The sequence below is a fragment of the Brevundimonas aurifodinae genome (assembly GCF_040195595.1).
Classification (GTDB): domain Bacteria; phylum Pseudomonadota; class Alphaproteobacteria; order Caulobacterales; family Caulobacteraceae; genus Brevundimonas; species Brevundimonas aurifodinae.
Window position 1 is genome coordinate 138,003 of the sequence record NZ_JBEGDD010000007.1, and the last position, 16,807, is coordinate 154,809.

The 16,807-nt window shown below is 67.1% G+C and carries 21 protein-coding genes; 11 read left to right on the forward strand and 10 right to left on the reverse strand.

Going from position 1 to position 16,807, the window contains the following annotated elements:
• Window positions 1-159: 159 nt before the first annotated feature.
• From ABN401_RS10080 to ABN401_RS10090, 3 genes are all read right to left on the reverse strand, one after another.
• On the reverse strand, window positions 160-990 hold the full coding sequence (locus ABN401_RS10080) for a flagellin (protein ID WP_349684713.1): 831 nt from the start codon (window positions 988-990) through the stop codon (window positions 160-162).
• A 123-nt stretch (window positions 991-1,113) separates the two neighbouring features.
• Complete coding sequence (locus tag ABN401_RS10085) at window positions 1,114-1,401, reverse strand: flagellar protein FlaG (protein ID WP_349684714.1); 288 nt, start codon at window positions 1,399-1,401, stop codon at window positions 1,114-1,116.
• Between the two features lie 74 nt (window positions 1,402-1,475).
• A complete protein-coding gene (locus ABN401_RS10090; protein ID WP_349684715.1) occupies window positions 1,476-2,306 on the reverse strand; it encodes a flagellin in 831 nt (276 codons plus the stop codon).
• Between the two features lie 306 nt (window positions 2,307-2,612).
• On the opposite strand from ABN401_RS10090, the gene ABN401_RS10095 reads away from it, so the two are divergent.
• From ABN401_RS10095 to ssb, 3 genes are all read left to right on the forward strand, one after another.
• Window positions 2,613-3,311: a hypothetical protein gene (locus ABN401_RS10095; protein WP_349684716.1), complete on the forward strand. Its 699-nt coding sequence runs from the start codon at window positions 2,613-2,615 to the stop codon at window positions 3,309-3,311.
• Window positions 3,287-3,751 (forward strand): hypothetical protein, encoded by a 465-nt coding sequence (locus tag ABN401_RS10100; protein WP_349684717.1) that lies wholly within the window; start codon window positions 3,287-3,289, stop codon window positions 3,749-3,751. Before ABN401_RS10095 ends, ABN401_RS10100 begins: the two co-directional genes overlap by 25 nt.
• Before the next feature lie 92 nt (window positions 3,752-3,843).
• A complete protein-coding gene (ssb, locus tag ABN401_RS10105) occupies window positions 3,844-4,320 on the forward strand; it encodes a single-stranded DNA-binding protein (protein ID WP_349684718.1) in 477 nt (158 codons plus the stop codon).
• A gap of 3 nt (window positions 4,321-4,323) precedes the next feature.
• Here the strand turns inward: ssb and ABN401_RS10110 are convergent, their stop codons facing one another.
• Together ABN401_RS10110 and ABN401_RS10115 are read right to left on the reverse strand one after the other, a co-directional pair.
• Window positions 4,324-4,728 carry a type II toxin-antitoxin system VapC family toxin gene (locus ABN401_RS10110; protein WP_349684719.1) on the reverse strand — a complete coding sequence of 135 codons (405 nt, stop codon included), beginning with the start codon at window positions 4,726-4,728 and terminating at the stop codon, window positions 4,324-4,326.
• Entirely contained in the window at window positions 4,707-4,976 is a 270-nt protein-coding gene (locus tag ABN401_RS10115) for a type II toxin-antitoxin system Phd/YefM family antitoxin (RefSeq protein WP_349684720.1), read from the reverse strand. Before ABN401_RS10115 ends, ABN401_RS10110 begins: the two co-directional genes overlap by 22 nt.
• Before the next feature lie 97 nt (window positions 4,977-5,073).
• Between ABN401_RS10115 and ABN401_RS10120 the strand changes: the two genes are divergently transcribed.
• Window positions 5,074-5,982 carry a DMT family transporter gene (locus ABN401_RS10120; protein WP_432763548.1) on the forward strand — a complete coding sequence of 303 codons (909 nt, stop codon included), beginning with the start codon at window positions 5,074-5,076 and terminating at the stop codon, window positions 5,980-5,982.
• Between the two features lie 9 nt (window positions 5,983-5,991).
• Here ABN401_RS10120 and ABN401_RS10125 read toward each other — a convergent pair whose 3' ends face one another.
• Window positions 5,992-6,561: a superoxide dismutase family protein gene (locus ABN401_RS10125; RefSeq protein ID WP_349684722.1), complete on the reverse strand. Its 570-nt coding sequence runs from the start codon at window positions 6,559-6,561 to the stop codon at window positions 5,992-5,994.
• A 159-nt stretch (window positions 6,562-6,720) separates the two neighbouring features.
• Here ABN401_RS10125 and gyrA point away from each other — a divergent pair, with 159 nt between their 5' ends.
• Together gyrA and ABN401_RS10135 are read left to right on the forward strand one after the other, a co-directional pair.
• Complete coding sequence (gene gyrA, locus ABN401_RS10130) at window positions 6,721-9,477, forward strand: DNA gyrase subunit A (RefSeq protein WP_349684751.1); 2,757 nt, start codon at window positions 6,721-6,723, stop codon at window positions 9,475-9,477.
• A gap of 19 nt (window positions 9,478-9,496) precedes the next feature.
• Window positions 9,497-10,285 (forward strand): aminotransferase class IV, encoded by a 789-nt coding sequence (locus ABN401_RS10135; RefSeq protein WP_349684723.1) that lies wholly within the window; start codon window positions 9,497-9,499, stop codon window positions 10,283-10,285.
• On the opposite strand, the gene panD is transcribed toward ABN401_RS10135, so the two are convergent.
• Window positions 10,282-10,638, reverse strand: coding sequence for an aspartate 1-decarboxylase (gene panD, locus ABN401_RS10140; RefSeq protein ID WP_349684724.1), 357 nt, complete (start codon window positions 10,636-10,638; stop codon window positions 10,282-10,284). The two genes, ABN401_RS10135 and panD, sit on opposite strands and share 4 nt — an antisense overlap.
• A gap of 113 nt (window positions 10,639-10,751) precedes the next feature.
• Window positions 10,752-11,459 (reverse strand): hypothetical protein, encoded by a 708-nt coding sequence (locus tag ABN401_RS10145; RefSeq protein WP_349684725.1) that lies wholly within the window; start codon window positions 11,457-11,459, stop codon window positions 10,752-10,754.
• Between the two features lie 125 nt (window positions 11,460-11,584).
• On the opposite strand from ABN401_RS10145, the gene ABN401_RS10150 reads away from it, so the two are divergent.
• The 5 genes from ABN401_RS10150 (at window position 11,585) to ABN401_RS10170 (ending at window position 15,287) form a co-directional block, all read left to right on the forward strand.
• Window positions 11,585-13,105 (forward strand): sensor histidine kinase, encoded by a 1,521-nt coding sequence (locus ABN401_RS10150; protein WP_349684726.1) that lies wholly within the window; start codon window positions 11,585-11,587, stop codon window positions 13,103-13,105.
• On the forward strand, window positions 13,102-13,527 hold the full coding sequence (locus ABN401_RS10155; protein WP_432763549.1) for a response regulator: 426 nt from the start codon (window positions 13,102-13,104) through the stop codon (window positions 13,525-13,527). The genes ABN401_RS10150 and ABN401_RS10155 overlap by 4 nt, the downstream gene beginning before the upstream one ends.
• Window positions 13,524-14,567, forward strand: coding sequence for a sensor histidine kinase (locus ABN401_RS10160; RefSeq protein ID WP_349684727.1), 1,044 nt, complete (start codon window positions 13,524-13,526; stop codon window positions 14,565-14,567). Before ABN401_RS10155 ends, ABN401_RS10160 begins: the two co-directional genes overlap by 4 nt.
• Entirely contained in the window at window positions 14,564-15,007 is a 444-nt protein-coding gene (locus tag ABN401_RS10165; RefSeq protein WP_349684728.1) for an NUDIX domain-containing protein, read from the forward strand. Before ABN401_RS10160 ends, ABN401_RS10165 begins: the two co-directional genes overlap by 4 nt.
• A gap of 94 nt (window positions 15,008-15,101) precedes the next feature.
• Entirely contained in the window at window positions 15,102-15,287 is a 186-nt protein-coding gene (locus ABN401_RS10170; RefSeq protein ID WP_349684729.1) for a CsbD family protein, read from the forward strand.
• Between the two features lie 200 nt (window positions 15,288-15,487).
• Here ABN401_RS10170 and ABN401_RS10175 read toward each other — a convergent pair whose 3' ends face one another.
• Both ABN401_RS10175 and folE read right to left on the reverse strand, forming a co-directional pair.
• Window positions 15,488-15,931: a biopolymer transporter ExbD gene (locus ABN401_RS10175; RefSeq protein WP_349684730.1), complete on the reverse strand. Its 444-nt coding sequence runs from the start codon at window positions 15,929-15,931 to the stop codon at window positions 15,488-15,490.
• Between the two features lie 148 nt (window positions 15,932-16,079).
• On the reverse strand, window positions 16,080-16,694 hold the full coding sequence (gene folE, locus ABN401_RS10180; protein WP_349684753.1) for a GTP cyclohydrolase I FolE: 615 nt from the start codon (window positions 16,692-16,694) through the stop codon (window positions 16,080-16,082).
• Between the last annotated feature and the right edge of the window lie 113 nt (window positions 16,695-16,807).

Sequence of the window (16,807 nt, forward strand, 5' to 3'; positions counted from 1 at the left end):
TTCTGCTCTCGCCAGACAGGAGCGAGATCATGATCTTCCCGACGTCGATTCTTCAGTCCCTGCTCGCGCTGTATGGCCTCGCGCCACGGCCCCAGACCACGCGGCGCCGCCCCGCCCCGGTCCTGATCGGAAGCCAGAGCCCTCGCTGGCGCTAGGCGTTTACTGGAACAGCGACAGGATGATCTGCGGCGACTGGTTGGCGATCGACAGGGCCTGAGCGCCCAGCTGCTGCTGTACCTGCAGGGCCTGTAGTCGCGCGCTTTCCTTGGCGAGGTCGGCGTCCACCAGATTGCCGATTCCGGCCTCCAGCGTATCGGTCAACTTGGAGACGAAGGTCGTGTGCGCCGCGATCTGCTTGGCCTGGGCCCCGATGTCGCCCAGCGACTTGTTCAGGGCCGTGATCGAGTCGTCCAGCTTGTTGAGCGCCGTCGTCGCTCCGGTGACCGTCAGCAGGCTGTCCGCCAGACCCAGCGAGATGATCGATCCACTGAGCGACAGATCCTTGGACGACAGGGTGATGAACGATGTCGCGTCCGCGTTGGCCAGGAACTTCAGGCCGTTGGTCAGCGAGCCGTCCAGGATGTTGCCACCGTCGAACGCGGCGTTCTCGACCGCCGACGAGATGGCGCGCAGCAGGGCCTTGAAGTCTGCGTCCAGCAGTTCGCGAGACTGCGTCTTGAGCGAGGTGTCCTTGGCCGCGACCACCTTTTCCTTGAGCTGGTTCAGCAGGTCCGAGATCGATTCGCCGGCCGCGAGCGCCACGTCCGCGATCGATGTCGCGCGATCCAGGCTCTGGCGCACGGCCGAAAGGGCGCTGGTGTCGGCCCGCTGCTGCTGGGCGATGGCCCAGATGGCGGCGTTGTCCTTGGCGCCCTGGACCTTCAGTCCGGTCGAGATACGGCTCTGCACGCCAGAGAGGTTCTCATTGGTTCGCGCCAGGTTCTGCAGCGCGATGGCGGCGGACGCATTGGTGTGAACGCTGTTGCTCATAGGTCTTCTAGCCCCGGATTCTCTCTCGGACGCTAGGCGTTAACCATGAGCGTATGGTTAACGCGGTCTCGCCGCGTCGGGCGGGCCCGCGCGGGTCAGAAGGCTGGGGTCCGAACGCCGCGATCAGGCGTTGGTGTCGATCAGGGCTCCGGCGGCATAGCCTCCGTTCTGGGACAGCCTCAGCACCTCTTCGCGGGGGAACTGACGGACGACCTCACCGGTCGCGCTGTCCAGGGTCTTGTAGACATAGCTCCCGATGGTCGGACCTTCCTCGATGATCAGGCGATACCTGGCGGCGAGTTCGGCGTCCTTCGAGGGGCGTCCCTGGTTGAAGTCTCCACCGGCCGTCGCGGCCGATGCGGCGGGCACGGAAGTCGGGACGATCGCTATCTTGTTCGCATTGGTGTCCATGGCTCCTCACGCCGCCTTTGCGGCGTTCCCTGGGAACGGTCGGGCGGGACCGAAGCCCCGCCCTTCCATTTCGGTTATCGGAACAGGCCGAGCAGGATCGAGGTCGAGGAGTTGGCGATCGACAGAGCCTGCACACCCAGCTGTTGCTTGGTCTGCAGCGACTGCAGTCGCGCGCTTTCCTTGGCCAGATCCGCGTCGACCAGGTTGCCCACGCCGTTTTCCAGAGCGTCGGAGAGCTTGCCGACGAAGGAGCGGTGGGTTTCCAGCGACTTGGCACCGGTGCCCAGGCGAGCCAGGGACGCCGAGACGCGGTCGATCGAAGCGTTGACCAGGCCCAGGGCCGTGGTCGCCAGCGTCGAGGTGCCGATGGTGGTGGTTGCGGCGACCGTGTTGATGGTCCCGCCCAGACGCAGATCCTCGTCATTGACGGTGATCGTCGAGCCGGTCGTGTTCGCCAGGGCGCGATAGCCGGCGGTGTTGGAACCGTTCAGCAGGTTGACGCCGTTGAAGCTGGCGTTGGTGACCACCGTGGTGATCTGGTCGCGGATGGCCTTGAAGTCTTCGTTCAGAGCACTGCGGGCAGCGGTCGTCAGCGAAGCGTCCGTGGCGGCCAGGGCCTTTTCCTTCAGTTGCAGGAGCAGGTCCGAGACCGATTCGCCGGCGGCCAGGCTGACGTCCACGGCGGAGGTGCCGCGATCCAGGCTGTCCTTGACGGCGTTCAGCGCCGAGATCTCACCGCGCTGGCCCTGGGCGATGGCCCAGATGGCGCCGTTGTCCTTGGCGGAGTTGACCTTCTTGCCCGTGTTGATCCGGGACTGGACGGTGTCCAGTTCCTTGTTCGTGGCCTGGAGGTTCTGCAGGGCGATAAGGGCGCCCGAGTTCGTGTTCACGCTGTTCAGCGCCATGACGAAAGTCCTTGTTTCAAGGTGTCCGACCGTCATTTTGACCGTCGGGGGCATTTTGCCCGACGGGTTCGAAGCAATGCCCGCGCCACGACCGGGCTTTCCAGCGCACCATCGAAGTCATTGAAAAAACTTCGGTACCTTGCCTTAACCATGCTTTTCACCCGGCAAATTGTGCCGGGCCAGAGCGTCTGCGGCAGGATTTGCCGAGCAGCGGGCACCTTGTGCCGGGCGAAGAGGCGGCTTCGCGGTTGACGGGGCGACCCCGCGCGGGGTTATTGAGCCCGAAACTCCTGTCGAGCCCGCTTCATGCAACTTCCCAACGACAACCGCGTGATCCTGGCTGTCGGCGCGGGCCTGGCGATCCTCGCCGCTGTGGTCCTGGCGCTCCTGTTCATGGGCGGCGGTGGCGAAGACAGGAAGGCCTCGACCGAGGAGCCGGACACGACCACCGGCCTGACGGTCGATGTGGCGGACGCGCCGGAGCTCCAGCCCTCTCGTGAACTGCGATGCTTCGTCGACGGCCAGTTCGTCGGCATGGCGACCCTGGCGAACTGCGCGGAACGGAACGGGCTGGCGACGGACGGCCTGGATGTGGGTCTCGACGCCAGCGGCAACCTCGCGGCCGCGCCGACGGCCTCCTTCGCCCCGCCGCCGGCGCTGCCCGCGACCGACGTCGGCGACGGCAACCCCGAGCCCGTCGACACCACCGGGGGGACGGATACGCGGCAGTCCCCGCCCGCTCGCGCGCAGCGGACCGGCGGCGCGCCCTGTCTGCGCTATGTGGGCTCGGAGTGGCGCCAGCTGTCCGGCGGCCTCAGCCTGAATGAATGCGTTCAGGCGCTCTACGCCGGCACCTGCGTGCGGCCGGGCGAGGCCCAGTACGGGCGCCACGGCAATCTGACCCTTCGGCTGGTCCCGCGCCGGGTCGAACAGTCGAACGACAACACCCGCTTCCGCGTTCTGGCCGATCAGGATCGCGGATGTCAGTTCCCGAGCCTGCGCTGATGGTCCGTCGCGGAACCCTCGCGGGGGTCGTCGCCCTCGCCGGTCTGTCGGCCTGCGCGGAACAGGTCCAGGCCCCGCGTGAGCCTGGCGTCTGCTATGCGATGACCCGACCGGACGGCCAGATCGCCTTCAACGTGGTCGCCCGCGACCAGCCCCAGATCGAGTTCTGCGCCGCGCGCCTGGAAGAGATGCGTCTGCGCTTCCTCCGACTGGGCGGAACGACGCGCGAGGTCACGGGCGCCTTCCAGGGGCAGTTCATCTTCGTGGACGCGCGCGGCGTCTCGTTCAGCCGGTCGCTGGACGGCGCGCGGTTCTTCGCCCTGGCGCGGACCGGCGACGGCCGCCTGGCCATGCCGGGTGCCATCCAGAGCGACATCGACGTCCTGGGCGTCGTCACCGAGGCGGAGGCTCCCTCCTTCCCGGGCGCGCCGGGGAACTGACGCCGGCCGGACTGGAACACAACCAGAACATCTGTTAACGATTTCACAGCGGGGCCCTCGGGCCTGAATTCCCTGAAGAGAGAACGAGCGTCATGGCGGGCAGCGTCAACAAGGTCATCCTGGTCGGCAATCTGGGCCGCGATCCCGAAATCCGGTCCACCCCCAACGGCGATCGCATCGCCAACCTGTCGATCGCCACGTCCGAGACCTGGCGCGACAAATCCTCGGGCGAGAAGAAGGAAAAGACCGAGTGGCACCGGGTTGCCATCTTCAACGACAACATCGTCAAGGTGGTCGAGAACTATGTGAAGAAGGGCACCACGGTCTATATCGAGGGCCAGCTCCAGACCCGCAAATGGACCGACCAGCAGGGTGTCGAGAAATACACGACCGAGATCGTCGTCGGCCGCTTCAATGGCCAGCTGACCTTGCTCGGCGGGCGCAACGACAACGCCGGCGGTGGTCGCTCCAGCGACGACGACTACGCTTCCGGCTTCCAGACCGGTGGCGCGAACAAGCCGAGCGGGCCCAAGGAAAGCTATGATCTGAACGACGACATCCCGTTCTAGGCGTCAGTCCCAGACGGCGTCGGCGAAGTGAGTCAGGATCGTCTTGTCGGCCGTCAGCAACTTGGTTCCGTCAGCAATGGCGTGAGCCGTGACGAGGCGGTCGATAGGATCTCGGGTCCAAGACAGGTCGCACGCCTCTCTGACGACATCCGAGAGCGGCAAGTCCGAAACGCGAAGCGTCCCGTACTCCCGAGTTGCCGCGAGAACCTGGTCGGGTCCGGCTTTGATCCGTCCAATTTCGTGCAGGATCTCAAGCTCCAGAACGACCATCGGAGAAATGACCCAAGGCTGACGGACCGCGAGCCGACAAGCCTTTTCTCCAAGGCTCCTTAATCGGCCCTGCGACAGCCATAGCAGAACATTCGTATCAAGGTGGACGGCCAGGATCAGTTGTCCTCGGGCTTCCACTCGATGTGTCGGCCGTCGGTGATGTCGCCGGCGTCGTAGTCCGCCCAGTCTTCGCGAACGCCCCGCACGAGGCCGGCTTCGACTTTGCGCTGGTGTTGGGCGACCGCGTCGTCGTCAACCCAACGGGCTGTGACGCTCAGCACGCTGCCGCCCTTGCGACGCACGCGCAGAACCTCGCCAGTCTCAACCATTCGATCAAGAATTCGAAAGAGATCCTTCCTGAGGTCGGTGGCGGTGACTTCGATCATGCGTACATCTTCAGCTCCAGACCTGTACATGTCAATGGAAACGCCCTGTCACCCAGTGTGACGCGCCATGCTAGGCGGGCTGTGCCATGACCCGCCCGTGCCCACCGTCCCCGACAAGCCCCACAGTCCGCTGACCCTGCTGGAGATCGGCGCCATCGCCGCGATCGTGGTGATCTGGGGCGCCAACAACGCCGCCGCCAAGGTGGCGACGGAAACCCTGCCGCCGCTGCTGACGGGCGCCCTGCGTTTTCTCATCGCGGCGCTGTGCCTCGTTCCGTTCGTCCGGCCACCGTTTCCGAACTGGAAGAGCCTGGCCCTGATCGTCCTGATCGGCGGCCCCCTCCATTACGGCCTGATCTATGTCGGCTTCTGGCTGGCCGACGATGTCAGCCCGGCCTCGGTCGCCGCCCAGCTGTGGATCCCGTTCACGGCCCTTTTCGCCTTCCTGCTGCTGGGCGAGCGCCTGTCGCGCGCGGCCCTGCTGGGACTTGTCATCGCCCTCGTCGGCGTCGCCTGGATGGCGGCGGACCCCCATGCCCTGCAGGATTGGGCCGCGATCCTCGTCGTGATCGGGGCCAGCGCCGCCTGGGCCATGACGACGGTCATCGCCCGCCGCACCACCTCCATCCCGCCCCTGAAGATGCAGGGCCTGCTCGCGCTGGTCACCCTTCCGACCTTGGCCTTCGGCTCGGCCGTCTTCGAGACGGGGCAGGTCGAGGCGCTTCGGGAGGCGACGCCACTGGTCTGGTGGACGGTGCTGTGGGCCGGTTTGGTGTCCTCGGTCTGCGCCACGACCCTGGTCTTCTGGCTGGTGCAGAGGCGCGAGGCCGGGCGGGTGACGCCCTATTTCCTGGCCACCCCCGTGGTGTCCATCGCCATAGGCTGGGGCTTTCTGGGTGACGTCCTCACCGTCCAGATCCTGACCGGCGCCGCCTTGACCATGGGCGGTGTCGGCGTGGTGGCCCTGGCGGAGCGCGGCCTCAGGGCCGGTGCCGCCAAGGCTTGAGCGGTCCGATCAGCCTGCGGCCATGACCCCGCAGGCCACCCGGTCGCCGGCGCCGCCGATCGGCTGGCTGGTGTGGTCGTCGGCATTGGCGTGGATCACGATGGCCGAGCCGTCCGCGTCCCACAGCCACTGGCCCGGGCCGGCGTCGGCGATGCGGGCGCGGGTGGTGAAGACCTCGGCGTTGACGCTCCCGTCCGGGGCCGCGTGGATGTTGGGCAGGTCGCCGTCGTCGGGACCCATGGCATTCAGCAGGCCGTGGCGTGCGGCGGGCTCGCCGTGGTTCACATGGGCACCGGCCGAGGTGAAGGGCGCGGCGCATTCGCCCACCGCGTGGATATGAACCCCGTGCCAGCCGGGGGTCAGGCCGGTCGCCTCGATTCGGATCAACAGGCCCGTCGCGCCCTGTCGGAACACCGCCCGTCCGACCCGCGCGCCCGTGCCGTTGATCAGGGTCGCCTCGCCGAAATCACCGGGCGTCGCGCGCATCATCTGGGCACCGGGGGCCATGCTGGCGCATGCGGCCAGAGGCGTCAGGGCGAGGGCGGCGAGGAGGGCGGCGGTCGGCGTCACGGAGCGCATGGTTTCATCCTTCTACGGAGGGGCGCGGGGCCATCGAACGACGGCGCGAAACTTTGCCTAACAGGCCCCCGGATGCTAGAAAACGTGACAGAGGATCACGTTCCGATTCCGTCTGACTGAGCCCCGATTTCCTTGACTGACGAACCCATCGACGACGCCCTGCCGCCTGCCAGCGGAGGCGGCTCCGGCCCCTATGATTCGGGCGACATCTCCGTGATCACGATCGAGGACGAGCTGAAACGCTCCTACCTCGACTACGCCATGAGCGTGATCGTCAGCCGCGCCCTGCCGGACGCGCGCGACGGCCTGAAGCCCGTCCACCGTCGCATCCTGTATTCGATGCACGATCTGAACATGACGCCGGACCGGTCGTACTCAAAGTGCGCCCGCGTGGTCGGCGACGTGCTGGGCCGGTTGCACCCTCACGGCGACGCCTCGGTCTATATGGCCCTGGTCCGCATGGCCCAGCCGTTCTCGATGGGGCTGATGCTGGTCGACGGCCAGGGCAATTTCGGCTCGGTCGACGGCGATATGCCGGCCTCCATGCGGTACACTGAGGCCCGGATGGCCCCGGCGGCCACGGCCCTGTTGGCCGACATCGACAAGGACACGGTCGATTTCCAGCCGAACTACGACGAAAAGGAACTGGAGCCGGTCGTCCTTCCGGCCCGGATCCCGAACCTGCTGGTCAACGGCGCGGGCGGCATCGCCGTCGGCATGGCGACCAACATTCCGCCCCACAACCTGGGCGAGGTGATCGACGCCTGCGTGGCCCTGCTGGACGATCCGGACATCTCGGACGACGCCCTGCTGGACCTGGTGCCCGGTCCCGACTTCCCGACAGGCGGCGAGATCCTGGGCCGGACCGCGCCGAGGAACGCCCTGCGCGAGGGCAGGGGTTCCGTCGTCGTGCGCGGCGTCGCCTCCATCGAGACCATCCGCAAGGACCGCGAGGCCATCGTCGTCACCGAACTCCCGTTCCAGGTCAACAAACAGACCCTGATCGAACGCATCGCCGAAATGGTCCGCGAAAAGCGTCTGGAGGGCATCTCCGACGTCCGCGACGAGTCCGATCGCTCGGGCATGCGCATCGTCATCGAGCTGAAGCGCGACGCGTCCGGCGACGTGATCCTGAACCAGCTGTGGCGCTACACCGCCATGCAGTCCTCGTTCGGCGTCAATATGCTGGCGCTGAACCACGGCCGGCCCGAGCAGATGGGCCTACGGAAGCTGGTCGAGGTGTTCCTCGACTTCCGCGAAGAGGTCGTGGTCCGCCGCACCAAGTTCGAACTGGCCAAGGCCCGAGACCGCGGCCACGTCCTGGTCGGTCTCGCCGTCGCCGTGGCCAATATCGACGACGTCATCCACATCATCCGCTCCTCGGCCGATCCGGCCGAGGCGCGCGAGCGACTGCAGGCCCAGTCCTGGCCCGTCGGCGACATGATCGCCCTGGTCGAGCTGATCGCCGATCCGCGCAGCGTGCTGATCGACGGCGACAAGCTGAACCTGACCGACGAACAGGCCCGCGCCATCCTGGCCCTGACCCTGTCGCGCCTGACGGGTCTCGGCCGCGACGACATCTTCGGCGAGGCGCGGGGCCTGGCCGACACCATCCAGGGTCACCTGACCATCCTGTCGGACCGGGCCAACATCCTGGCCATCATCCGCGAGGATCTGCTCGCGGTGAAATCCGAGTTCGCCGTGCCGCGCCGCACCGTCATCGGCGAGGGTGACTTCGAGCTGGAAGACGAGGACCTGATCCCGCGCGAGGACATGGTCGTGACCGTGACCCATGGCGGCTACGTCAAACGGGTGGCGCTCAACGCCTATCGGACCCAGCATCGCGGCGGCAAGGGCAAGTCCGGCATGACGATGAAGGACGAGGACGCCATCGTCGGCGTCTTCTCCGCCTCGACCCATACGCCGGTCCTGTTCTTCGCCACCAACGGCAAGGCCTACAAGCTGAAGGTCTGGCGCCTGCCGCTGGGCGCGCCGACCTCGCGCGGCAAGGCCTTCGTCAACCTGCTGCCGATCGAGCCGGGCGACTCGATCATGAACGTCCTGCCCCTGCCCGAGGACGAGGCGACCTGGGGCGACTACGACATCATGTTCGCCACCCGTTCGGGCGACGTGCGCCGCAACAAGCTGTCGGACTTCGCCACGGTCAACCGTGCCGGCAAGATCGCCATGAAGCTGGAGGACGGCGACCACATGGTCGGCGTGGCCCTGTGCACGGCCGAGGACGACGTCCTGCTGACCACGGCCGGCGGTCGCGCGATCCGCTTCAAGGCCGACGACGTGCGCGTCTTCAAGGGCCGCGATTCGACCGGCGTGCGCGGCGTCCGCCTTCAGGGCGACGACGCCGTCATCTCCATGGCCATTCTCGGCCGGGTCGACGCCACGCCCGAGGAACGCTCGGCCTATGTCAAACACGCCAACGCCATGCGCCGCGCTACCGACGGCGAGGACGACACGGCCGTGGTCGAAGCCGACGATGAGGCCGAAGGCTCGGGCGATGCCGCACTGTCGGTCGAAAGGATCGCAGAGCTCGGCGCGGCCGAACAGTTCATCCTGACGGTCACCGACACCGGCTTCGGCAAGCGGTCCTCCGCCTACGAATACCGCCGCACCGGCCGGGGCGGGCAGGGGCTGACGGCCCACGGCCTGGGCGGCCGCGCCGGCACGCGCCTCGCCGCCGCCTTCCCGGTCGAGGAGACCGACGACCTGCTGCTGGTCACCTCGAACGGCCAGATGATCCGCACGCGCGTGGGTCAAGTCCGTATCGTCGGCCGCGCGTCCCAAGGCGTCACCATCTTCCGCACGGCGGAGGGCGAGAAGGTCGTCTCGGTCGAACGCCTGGCGGACAGCGGCGGCGACGAGCCCGAGGTCGAGGGTGAGGGTGACGGCGAGGCCTGATCCTTCCGGGAGAGAGGCCGTGATCCTCATCGACGGCTTGCCCGCTACGGAGGACGATCTCCGCTATCAGGCCCTGGTCAACTACGGGGCCTACACTTCCTTCCGTGTTGAGGCGGGCGGGGTGCGTGGTCTCGACCGCCATCTGGCCCGGCTGGTCGCCAACGCCGAGGAACTGTTCGGGGCGGCGGTCGAGACGGGCCGGCTGCGGGATTTCATACGCACCGCCCTCGACGATCGGCGTGACGCCTGGCTTCGGATCAGCGTCTTCTCGCCCGAGATCTGGGCGCGTCTGCCCTCCGGTCGGGTCCGGCCCAAGGTCATGACGACGGTCTCGCCGCCTCCGCCACCGCTGGCCGACAGCGTCCGGGTCCAGGTTCAGACCTATGGCCGCGACGCCGCCCACATCAAGCACACGGCGACCTTTCCCCTGATCCGCGCCCGGCGGCTGGCGTTGGACGCGGGTTTCGACGACGCCCTGTTCGCTGACGCGGACGGCCTGGTTTCGGAAGGCAGCCTGTGGAACGTCGGCTTCTTGAAGGGAGACACGGTGGTTTGGCCTCAGGCCGACATGCTCCCCGGCGTGGCCCAGGCCCTGATCCAGGCGGGACTCGACGGCGTGGGTTTGGATCAGCGGGCTCAACCCGTCCGGGTCGGCGACCTGGATGGCTTCGACGGGGCCTTCCTGTGCAACAGCGCCACTCCGGCTTGCCCGATCACCGCGATCGGCGCCGTGGCGTTCGATGCTGACCCCGACCGGATCCAGAAAATCGTCCAGGCCTGGGCCTCGGCTCCGCTCCAGCCGATCTAGGCGGCCGTCTTGATGCGGTTGCCGTCGTCCAGCAGCACGACGGTCGGTGACCACTGGCGAGCTTCCTCGGACGGCAGCTGGCCATAGGTGACCACGATCACCTTGTCGTTCTTCTGCACCAGTCGTGCCGCCGCGCCGTTCACGCCGACGACCTTGGACCCGCGCGGGGCCTCGATCGCATAGGTCGTGAAGCGGGCGCCGTTGGTGATGTTCAGCACATCGACCTGCTCGTGCGGAAAGATGCCGGCGGCATCCAGCAGATCGCCGTCGATGGCGATGGAGCCTTCGTAATCCAGGTCGGCCTGGGTCACCGTCGCACGGTGAAGCTTGGCCTTCATCAGGGTGACCAGCATGGGGAGTGCGGTCCAGTCGTGACGCGGGGCGATTGGCCCCCGCTCGCAGGCGGCTCATATAGGGATTTCGACGGGTGCCATCAATCGCGATGCTGCGCCGCGTCACGAGTGGATCAGTTCGCGACCACCCAGCCACCGGCTGAGGCCTCTCGCGCCTGGGCGTTGGTGGGACGGGCGATCAAGCCCGACTGGGTGATCCAGACCTCATAAGCGCCGCCGTCGGTCATCGGCATATAGGCGCCCGATCCGTACAGGGTGTCCACCGCATCGACGTAGCGGCGATACTTGCGGGCCGTATCCCAAACGGAAAGCGACCAGGGCAGGCCGTCCGGATCGGCGGCGTCGCTGGACAGGGCGTGGACGCTGCGCGCGCCGGTCCGCTCCTGCTCGATGGTCTGGTAACGGCCTGACAGCCGATCCAGCCGATACTGGCTGTCCAGCCCCAGGACGTTGGCCCACGGCTTCCATCGCAGGACCTGGGCCTCCATGCGCCATTCGTCGCCATGCACCGGATAGACCGCCGTGCGCTCGGCGCGCTCGCCTTCGGCGGGCTGGGTCACGGTGACCTCGAAATACTGGGGGGCCAGTTGGCGGCTGGTGATGGTCGCTACCGGTCGCTCATAGGTCAGCCGCGCATAGGTCTGGGCGTTCTGAGCCAGCAGGGCCGCCGTCGTCGCCGCGGCGAGCAGCAGGCCACCGCCCGCGGTTCCGAACAGGCCGCTCAGAATCCGTCCCTTGAACAGGCCGACCAGGCTGGAAATCAGCCACAGCCCGCCCAATACGGCCACGGCCGCAGGCAGTATCCACCACCACCAGACCATCGATCCCTCCCGAAACGGCACAGCTGATTAACTCAATGCCTTCACCCTGCACAGGTTGCGCCGGAAATGGCCAAGCTGGACACCTGACGGGCGACCGCTAAAGCACTGCGACGATGCGCACGGCTTTGGCGGACCTCATTGACCGGATCGACCGGTTCGCGCGTCAGCGCACGCTGGGGCGCTCGATCGTCCTGGCGCTCGCCATCGCGATGGCGGCCCTTCTGGTGGCCAATCTCAGCACCTTCATCCTGGTGCAGCGCACCGCCCAGTTCAACGAGCGCGTCGACGCCCAGTGGCAGGCGCGTCGGTCGGGCCGGCTGCTGCTGCTGAACCTCAAGGACGCCGAGACCTCCCACCGGGGCTATCTGCTGACCGGCCGGCCGGATTTCCTGCTGGAGTACCGCGGCGCGCTGACCGCCCATGAGGCGATGCTGGAGAACTTTCGCCGCCAGATCGCCGTCGACAATCCGGGTGCCGCCGAGGCCGAGGAGGTCACGCGCCTTTCGCGCGAGAAGATCGCCGAGATGAACCAGGTCTTGGAGCTTTTCCGCGCGGGTCGAGCTCCGGATGCGATCGCCCAGGTCAGGGGAGGGCAGGGCCAGGCCCTGATGCGCGAGCTGGACGAGGCCCTGACCGACGTCGATCGGCGAATGGGGTCGGAGATCGCCCAGGCCACGGCCCAGTCGGAGGGCTCGGCCGCCTTCACCAGCGTCGTGAACGCCATCGCGGGTCTGCTGATCCTGATCCTGGCCGGGATCGTGTTCCTGTTGGTGCGTCGTTACCTCGAGGATCTGCGGGCCTCGCAGGCCGCGCTCGACCGGGTTAATGCCGGGCTGGAGGAGACGGTGCGCGCCCGAACCGCTGCCCTCACGCGCGCCAATGAAGAGGTGCAGCGCTTCGCCTATATCGTCAGCCACGACCTGCGCTCGCCCCTGGTCAATGTGATGGGCTACACCGCCGAGCTGGAGCAGGCCGGCAAGGCCATCGACCTGCAGATGACCAAGGTCGAGACCGTGGCCCCCGACCTGATCGAGAGCGATGCGCTGACGGCGACCCGCGAGGACATCCCCGAAGCGGTCGGCTTCATCCGTGCCTCGACCGAGAAGATGGACCGGCTGATCAACGCCATCCTGAAACTGTCGCGCGAGGGCCGTCGCACCCTGACGCCGGAGACGCTGGACATGACCGTCATGGTCCGCCGCATCGCCGACAGCGTCGCCCACCAGCTGGGCCAGGCGGACGCCGAGATCGTGGTCGCCGATCTGCCCGAACTTGAGAGTGATCGCCTGTCCGTCGAACAGGTGGTCGGCAATCTGATCGACAACGCCGTCAAGTATCTGGACCCAAAGCGGCCGGGCCATATCGAGGTTCGCGGCCGCGACGTTCCCGGCGGCTGGGTCGAATACGAGATCGTCGACAACGGTCGCGGCATCTCGGACAGGGACCATGAACGGATCTTCGAGCTGTTCCGCCGCGCGGGCCGCCAGGACCGACCCGGCGAGGGTCTGGGCCTCGCCTTCGTGCGGAACAGCGTTCGCCGTCTGGGCGGCGAAGTGGCGGTCGAATCCGTTCTCGGCGAAGGCTCGACTTTCCGTCTGAAATTTCCCAAACGCCTGATCCTCGACGAGGCTGGAGACCCCCTGTGAGCAACCCTGTGAAGATCGTCATGGTCGAGGACGACCATGGCCACGCCAAGCTGATCGAAAAGAACATCCGCCGGGCGAACATCTCCAACGAGATCGCCCACTTCGACACCGGACAGGGCGCGCTGGACCACCTGTTCTCGGCCGAGTCCCTCGCCAACGGGCCGCTGCTGATCCTGCTGGACCTCAACCTGCCCGACATGCAGGGCACCGACATCCTGGCCGAGGTCAAGCGCGACGAGCGGCTGAAGCGCGCGCCGGTCGTCGTGTTGACCACCACCGACGACAAGGCCGAGATCCAGCGCTGCTACGACCTGGGCTGCAATGTCTACATCACCAAGCCCGTCGATTATGAGAGCTTCGCAGCCGCCATCCGCCAGCTGGGCCTGTTCCTGTCGGTGATGCAGGCCCCGGTGATCGAATGACGCCAGACCGGCCGCCCATCCGGCTGCTCTACATCGACGACGACCGCGGGCTGTCGCGGCTCGTGCAGAAGGAACTCGGCCGTCACGGCTATGAGGTGACGCTGGCGCCCGACGGCGACGCGGGGCTGGATCTGCTGAACGACGGGGTGTTCGACATCATCGCGCTGGACCACTACATGCCCGGTCGCGAGGGCCTGGACGTCCTGCCGTGCATTCTGGATCGCGCCGCGCCCCCGCCGGTGGTCTATGTGACCGGGGCCCAAGAAGGCCGGATCGCTGTCGCCGCCCTGCGCGCCGGGGCCGCCGATTATGTCATCAAGGACGTGTCCGAGGACTTCACCGCCCTGCTGCGCTCGGCCCTCGAGGACGCCCTCCTGCGCCGCCGTCTGGAGCGCGAGAACGAGGAGGCCCAGGAGTTGGTCCGTCTGGCCCGCGACCGGGCCGAGGCCATGCTGCGCGAGGTCAATCACCGCGTCGGCAACTCGTTGCAGCTGGTGTCCAGCTTCATGTCGCTGCAACAGCGCCACCTGACCGACGAGGGGGCCCGCGCGGCGTTGCGCGAAGCCCAGGCCCGGATCGAGGCCGTCGCCCATGTCCATCGCCGCCTCTACACTTCGGGCGACATGGAGAGCGTCGAGATGGACGCCTATCTCGAAGGTCTGGTCGACGAGCTGTGCAAGTCCCTGGGGCCCGACGGCTCCGCGCCCAACATCACCTTGCAGGCCGCGTCGATCTGGGTGCCGACGGACCAGGCCGTCTCGCTGGGCGTCGTCGTCACCGAACTGGTCACCAATGCTGTGAAATATGCCTACGGCCCGGGGCAGGGGGGCGAGATCCGCGTCATCCTGGAGCCCGACTCCACGGGCAGGCGCGCCATCCTGACCGTCGAGGACGACGGTCCGGGCCTCGGCGACGGCAAGCCCAAGGGCACGGGCCTGGGCGGCAAGATCATCACCGCCATGGCGTCTGGCCTGCGCTCCGCCGTGGAGTTCGACGGCGCGCACAAGGGCGTCCGCGCCCGGCTGGCCTTCGACCTGTGACGCCCGCGCTGCAGTTCGGTCGGGCCGAAGCCGGCGTCGGGTATCTCGTCCGGCCGACCGCTTTCGGCCTCGTTTTTCACGACGAGAGGCTGGCCTGCGTTCGCGTGACCCGGGACGCGCCCTACCACGACCTGCCGGGCGGCGCGGTCGATGGCGACGAGACCGAGGAACAGGCCCTGGTCCGCGAGTTTCTGGAAGAGACCGGCATGACTGTCGAACCGGTCGAACGGATCGTCGAGGCGGGTCAGTATTTCCGCAAGTCGGACGGTCAGCCGGTCAACAACGTCGGCGGCGTCTGGATCGCCCGGATGATCGCGCTGGATCCCGCCCGCAAGGTCGAGGCCGACCACGAACTGGTCTGGCTGCATCCCCGCACCGCCCTGGCCGAGTTGCGCCACGAGGCCCACGCCTGGGCGGTCGCCGCCTGGCTGCGTCGCTGAGACGAAGCGCCACCATACGGAACGGCGGCGCTCCAGAATCGCTCTTTCTGTCGAAGCGCGATCATCCCGGTCGTGTGACCCTCAGGAGATCATCATGGCTGATCATGACCGCATCGAAGGCGCCGCCAAACAGACGGGCGGGTCGATCAAGGAAGGTCTCGGCAAGCTGACCGGCGACGAGAAGCTGAAGGCCGAAGGCCGCGCCGACAAGGTCGAAGGCAAGGTCCAGAACACCGTCGGCGGAATCAAGGACAGCCTGAAGGGCGACGGCCGTCACTAGGGCCTGATCCGGAAAAATGTGAGCGGTTTTCCGGTCGGATCAGGCCCCAGGAAACCGCTGGACCTTGATTCACAGCATCGGCGGAATCGCGAAGCGATTCCTCCTCAGCTGATCAAGGTCTAGGCACCTCCTTCAAGGCAAAGAAAAAGGCCGCGTCCCTCGGGGGACGCGGCCTTTGTCGTTTCAGGCGTCGAGACCGCCTACTCGATGTCTTCGTTCAGCAGACCGACCTTGAAGAAGCCGTTCTCCTGCAGGGTGTTCATGACTTCCATGAACTGCTCGTATTTCACTTCGGGCTGGGCGCGGACGAACACGCGCTCCTCGGTGCAGCCTCGGCCTGTGGGGTTGCCCACGGCGGCGCAGACGTCGGCCGGCAGGGTCTCGATCGCGCTCTGGGCGTCGGCGATGAAGATCGAACCGGTTTCCTGGATGGTGATGTAGACCGGCTCGACCGGCTCGTCCGACGCCGGCGGCGTGGCCGGCGGCAGGTCCAGCTTGATCGACACGGTGGCCAGCGGCGCGGCGACCATGAAGATGATCAGCAGCACCAGCATGATGTCGACGAACGGCGTGACGTTGATCTCGCTGTTCTGGGAGATGGTCTTGCCACCCTGTCCACCGGGTCCCGAAAGCTTGGCGCCCATGTCTGGTCGTCTCCATCTTGCCCGGCGCTCGCGGCTCGGGCGTGTTCAAGGCTTCGAACGGTTCTTGGCGTCTGATGCCGGGCTTGTAAAGCGGTCTCGGGCGGAACCCGGTTCCGCGTGGCGCTCTTTTCCCCCGTCCGGCGAAGTCCTAGCCCTTGGCCAGCTTCAGGAACCGCTCGACCAGGGCCGGATCGCTCTTGAACGCGCCGGTGAACCGGGTGGTGATGGTCGAGACATGGCGATGATGAACGCCGCGCGTCGTCATGCACTGGTGCTCCGCGTCGATCAGCACGGCGACGCCCGCAGGGTTCAGATTGCTCTCCAGAGCCGCCGCGATCTCCTGGGTCAGGGTCTCCTGGGTCTGCAGCCGCTTGGAGAAGATCTCGACCACGCGCGCGATCTTGGAGATGCCCACGACCTTCTCGGTCGGCAGATAGGCGACATAGGCCTTGCCCAGGAAGGGGGCCATGTGGTGCTCGCAGTGGCTCTCGACCTCGATGTCGCGCAGCAGCACCATGTCGTCATAGCCCTGCACGTCCTCGAACGTGCGGCTCAGCTCCTTGGCGGGGTCGGCGGCATAGCCCTCGAACCACTCGCCATAGGCGTCGACCACCCGCTTGGGCGTGTCCAGCAGGCCCTCGCGGTCGGGGTTGTCGCCCGACCAGGCGATCAAGGTGCGCACGGCGGCCAGGGCCTCCTCGCGGCTCGGGCGGGTCATGTGGTCGTTCCCGACGAGGGTCGGGCGGGCGGCATGGGCGTCCATGAAGTGTTTTTCAGCGACCAGTAGCGCCGGGACGATGGCCCCGGATTGACGCGCGTCGCTCTCCCTGTTCGTGGCCACGGCTGTTCGCCGGGCTGACACGGCTATATGGGACG